Annotated in this window: 6 protein-coding genes and 1 pseudogene; 2 read left to right on the plus strand and 5 right to left on the minus strand. The window is 35.5% G+C overall.

The annotated features are described in order from the left end of the window. Positions 1-76 precede the first annotated feature (76 nt). Genes AC075L_RS08030 through AC075L_RS08040 form a run of 3 tightly spaced genes read right to left on the minus strand, consistent with a single transcriptional unit; the run spans position 77 to position 1122 of the window. A complete protein-coding gene (locus AC075L_RS08030; RefSeq protein ID WP_476387509.1) occupies positions 77-316 on the minus strand; it encodes a hypothetical protein in 240 nt (79 codons plus the stop codon). Further along, positions 313-717, minus strand: a complete 405-nt coding sequence (locus AC075L_RS08035; RefSeq protein ID WP_476387510.1) for a hypothetical protein — start codon at positions 715-717, stop codon at positions 313-315. Before AC075L_RS08035 ends, AC075L_RS08030 begins: the two co-directional genes overlap by 4 nt. Before the next feature lie 12 nt (positions 718-729). After that, positions 730-1122, minus strand: a complete 393-nt coding sequence (locus AC075L_RS08040; protein WP_476387511.1) for a pyridoxamine 5'-phosphate oxidase family protein — start codon at positions 1120-1122, stop codon at positions 730-732. A gap of 128 nt (positions 1123-1250) precedes the next feature. Here AC075L_RS08040 and AC075L_RS08045 point away from each other — a divergent pair, with 128 nt between their 5' ends. Then, complete coding sequence (locus AC075L_RS08045) at positions 1251-2600, plus strand: restriction endonuclease subunit S (protein ID WP_476387512.1); 1350 nt, start codon at positions 1251-1253, stop codon at positions 2598-2600. 18 nt (positions 2601-2618) lie between these two features. After that, positions 2619-3185, plus strand: coding sequence for a restriction endonuclease subunit S (locus AC075L_RS08050; RefSeq protein WP_476387513.1), 567 nt, complete (start codon positions 2619-2621; stop codon positions 3183-3185). Between the two features lie 45 nt (positions 3186-3230). Here the strand turns inward: AC075L_RS08050 and AC075L_RS08055 are convergent. After that, a pseudogene (locus tag AC075L_RS08055) lies at positions 3231-4041 on the minus strand (tyrosine-type recombinase/integrase). Between the two features lie 41 nt (positions 4042-4082). Beyond that, positions 4083-4598: restriction endonuclease subunit S (locus AC075L_RS08060; protein ID WP_476387514.1), on the minus strand; the 516-nt coding region annotated here is incomplete at its 5' end.

A 4598-nucleotide genomic window follows, 5' to 3' on the forward strand; every position in this document is an offset into this window, starting at 1 on the left:
CACAAAATATCGCAATCGGGTAGGAGGTAAATAATTATTTTATTTACCGTCCTCCCACACCACCTACGGCGGTTCTTTAGTTTTCACAGATTATTAGATAATAGTCGAGCATGGATGTATATCCCAGCTTGGCTATTATTTTCTTTGAAAAGATTTGGTTCAAGACTTTCGCTGTTTGACTTTCATCTACTGCAAACCAGTCCACTACCTGCTGTATTTTATCTCTTGATTCCGAATTATGACAATCTAACAGACTTTTTCCAATAAGTTTATCGACACCTCGCTTCGCATAACTGATAACAGCTACCGGATTCATGTAAACAATCTCATGCTTAAGATTGCATATAACAACAGATGCCTGTGCTGATCAACAATACTTTTATAAAAGCTGACATAAGATTTATACTTAATCACCTCTTCATTATCCAGCCTTTTTTGAAGTTGTGGTTTCTTTCTTCGATAATAATCGTATATTTCTCCACCTGGTATCCAGATTTGTGTCTCATTTATCTTATCAAGTACAGCTTCAACAATCTGTTCATCTGCCAAAGAATCAGGTGCTTTATCATGTTCTGTTACATACTTTCTGTATTCTTCATACGCCCAGCCTGTAATCTTATCCTTCTGTTTCATCTTGAGATCACTAAACTTCTTGTTCATCTGTAAAAGCTGACCATCTATCTTTTTATGTATTTTTGTCTTCTTGCTTTTTGCCATCTTATGTTATCCTTAGAACTTCACTACTTCCGGTTCATGTGTAAATGATGAAAATGTAGCTGTTGCATTCTTAAAATAAAACACCTCTGTATTTCCATCATCTGCTGAGTACATATTCTGTAAAGATGGATAAGCATCAAGCACAGACTGTCTTGCTTCTCTTCTATTATCTTCTACAAGTTCACCTGCTACACGAAGCCACTCTCCATTCTTAAATGCACAGATTTCCACCTTTGGATTTACATGAATCTGTTTTGAAACATCCTTCACCTTTCCGGTCTGAATATACAATTTTCCCTCAAAAATATGTGCAGTTCCAAAAGGTCTTACCCTTGGCTGATCTCCTTCCACTGTTGCCAAATAATATGTTTCTGCTTCTTTCAAAAAATTTACTACTCGTTCCATGGTATAATCCTCCTGCCTTAACTGTTTATCTGAAACTTATAATGAATTACAACTATTCTCAGTATAGCATATATTGCTTTATTATAGTATCAATAATTTGCCTTATGAGAAGGTGGCAGAATGAGCCGGTGTGTATTGCGGATGAGGTTCCGTTTGATATTCCGGAGAGTTGGGAATGGGTGCGATTAGGAGCAATAAAGTCTGTATTAGGAGGCAAACGAATTCCAGCAGGCAGAAAACTAACTCAAGAAAATACAGGACATCCTTATATTCGTATTTCTGATATGAAAGATGATCGGGTTTTGATAGACAGTATACAATTTGTACCAGAGGATGTGTTTCCAAACATTTCAAAGTACATTATAAACAAAGAAGATGTGTTTATTACAGTAGCTGGAACCATAGGAAGAGTTGGAAAAGTATCCAAAGAACTTGATGGAGCAAATTTAACAGAAAATGCTGATAGATTAATTTTTACGGAAATTAATCAAGATTGGTTATTACGAGCGTTACAATCTTCGTTAATCCAAGATCAAATAATAAATGCGACAACAAAAGTTGGACAACCCAAATTAGCGATTGCAAGAATTGAGAAATTCTTAATTGCTCTTCCACCAATAGAAGAGCAAAAACGAATTATAAAAAAATTAGATGCTGTCATTCCATATATTGATCAATACAATAAAATAAAATCAACAATAGATACATTAAATAACAAATTTCCAGAATTGCTGAAAAAATCTATTCTACAAGAAGCTGTCCAAGGAAAACTTGTTCCTCAAGTCCCATCAGATGAACCAGCTTCTGTCCTTTTGGAACGTATCCGTGCTGAAAAAGAACGGCTGATTCAAGAAAGTAAAATCAAACGAGACAAACACGAATCGGTAATCTATAGACGGGATAATTCTCATTATGAAAAGCATGGTTCTGAGGAAGTGTGCATTGATGATGAAATTCCTTTTGAAATACCAGAAAATTGGTGTTGGAGCAGACTTTCATCTCTATGTAAAAGTATTGCAGATGGTGATCATCAAGCACCACCTCAAACAGTTTCAGGTATTTCTTTTATTGTAATTTCTAATGTATCGGCTGGGAAAATTGATTTTACCAATACTCGATTTGTTCCACAAGAATATTATGATAACTTACCAGAAAATCGAATCCCGCACCGAAATGATATTCTATTTACCGTAACTGGTTCATATGGAATTGTTATTCCAGTTGATGTTGATAATTTCTTTTGTTTTCAGCGTCACATAGCTTTGTTAAAGCCATTACAGATAGCAACAAACTTTCTTACTACATGGCTTTCTACTCCAATCGTTTATGAACAATGCAAAAACTATGCAACTGGAACAGCACAGAAAACAGTCAGTTTAAATTCATTGAAAAATATATTGATTCCAGTTCCACCGGCTAAAGAACAGGCGAGAATATTAAAACGCCTTAAAAACATATTGCATCTAATCACTTTGTAAAGTTCTCATTATGAGAAGTTGGACGGAATTGAGCGTTGTATTGACGATGAGATACCGTTTGAGATTCCGGACAGCTGGGAATGGATTAGACTGGAATCGTTGTTTACTATCAATCCAAGAAATAATATAGCTGATGATAAGGTTGTTGGATTTATGCCAATGTCACTTTTAAAAGATGGATTTAACGATAGTCATACCTATGAAAAAAGACTGTGGAAAGAAGTAAAATCCGATTTTACACATTTTGCAAATGATGATGTTGTAATTGCCAAAATTACACCTTGTTTTCAAAACAGAAAATCCACTGTGATTCATGATCTTCCAAGTGGCTATGGTGCAGGAACTATAGAGCTTCATGTTCTCCGTGATTACACCAAAAGGTTATATATGCCTTATTTTTTAATAATTTGCCAAAACCATGCGTTTATTCAAAATGGCGTGAAAAATTTTAGTGGAACAGCCGGACAACAGCGTGTGGGGAAAGACTTTGTTTCCAATTATTTAGTTCCACTTCCACCGGTAAATGAACAAAAAAGAATTGTAGAAAAAGTAAATAATGTAATAAATTCTTGCGATATTTTATAAAATCAGGCATACACTTCAAATAATCCGAAGTGTATGCCTTTCCTGTTACCAATTTATGATTGTATCTACAATTTCCCGCTGTTCAGTGGATGTTTTTCTGAGATAAATACGGGTATTTTCGATGCTTTCATGTCCCATAAGGTCGGCAAGAAATGCTATATCATTGCAGCGTTCCAAGAAACTTTTTGCAAATCTGTGCCGGAATGAATGGGGATATATGACCGCCGGATTGAAATTGTATCTTACTGCTAATTTTTTCAGCTGTCCAGAAATGCCACGAGTAGTAATACGCTCGCCATACTTGTTCAAAAAAATGAAGCCGCTTTCTTGTTGCTTTTCAGCCAACCAAGAAAGCGGCTTCATTTTGCAATTCTTGTGGAATATAAATTCTACGTAACTTCCCGCCTTTGGAGTATAAGTCAAGATGCCCCAGTTTAACATGTTCAGTCTTGATCTGAATCAATTCACTGATTCTGGCTCCAGTGGCGGCAAGGAAACGAATTACGAAGTACCAAAACATTTCACCGTCTTTTTTCAGACATGATTTGAAGTATTCATAATCTGCTTCACTAATTACATTTTCGAGATAGCTTTTTTGCTGCACTCGAACAAACGGCAACTTCAATTTCTCTTTTCCAATGGATTCCAGATAACAGTTTAGTGCACGTAGTCTGAGATTTACGGTCTTGGGCTTATAATTTTCTATAAGCCATATCTTGTATTCTCGTAGCTTTTTCTGTGTGACATCATCATATTGTTGTCCGTACTGCTTAATAGCAAACATATACGATGAGATCGTGTTTTCTGAGAGATTGCTTTTTCTCAAGTGTCTTTCAAATTTTTCGTTTTCTATCATAGCGAAAGATCTCCTTTCGTCAGATATTATTCAATTAAGCACTAATTAAAAGAAATTTTAACAAACAATTCTCTCTGCTTTCCAACGATACGTTTCTGTTCTGCTAACGGTGGAATAGGAAACAGCATATTCATAACACTATTTCGGTCTATTCCGGGGATAACTCCTTGCCCCTTAGACTTTATCTGATCAAAATTTGCTTGTAAGAATAAACGGATATAAAGCACATCAAGTGTTGAAACTTTTTTTATTGCCATAATTTGTCTTGCAATATGTGCTTTTTCAATATCGCAAATCACAGTTTTTCCATAACCAGAACCTTTACATACCAATAAAATATCGCCATAATTTGCAATTACTTTCGGTGTTTCCGTCCAACGATTTATTAAAACACCATTTTCCGATAAACTACTGGCTCCTGTAATATATGGAATTCCTTTGCATTTATCATTATATTCTTCAGGCTTAAAATCCGTTCCAGAAAGCAAAGAAATAACCTGTCCGAACCTTGTCCACGTCCAACTCTCCGGTATCTCAAACGGTATCTCATTGTCAAT

Source organism: Blautia sp. ZXY-1-B12 (assembly GCF_056339915.1).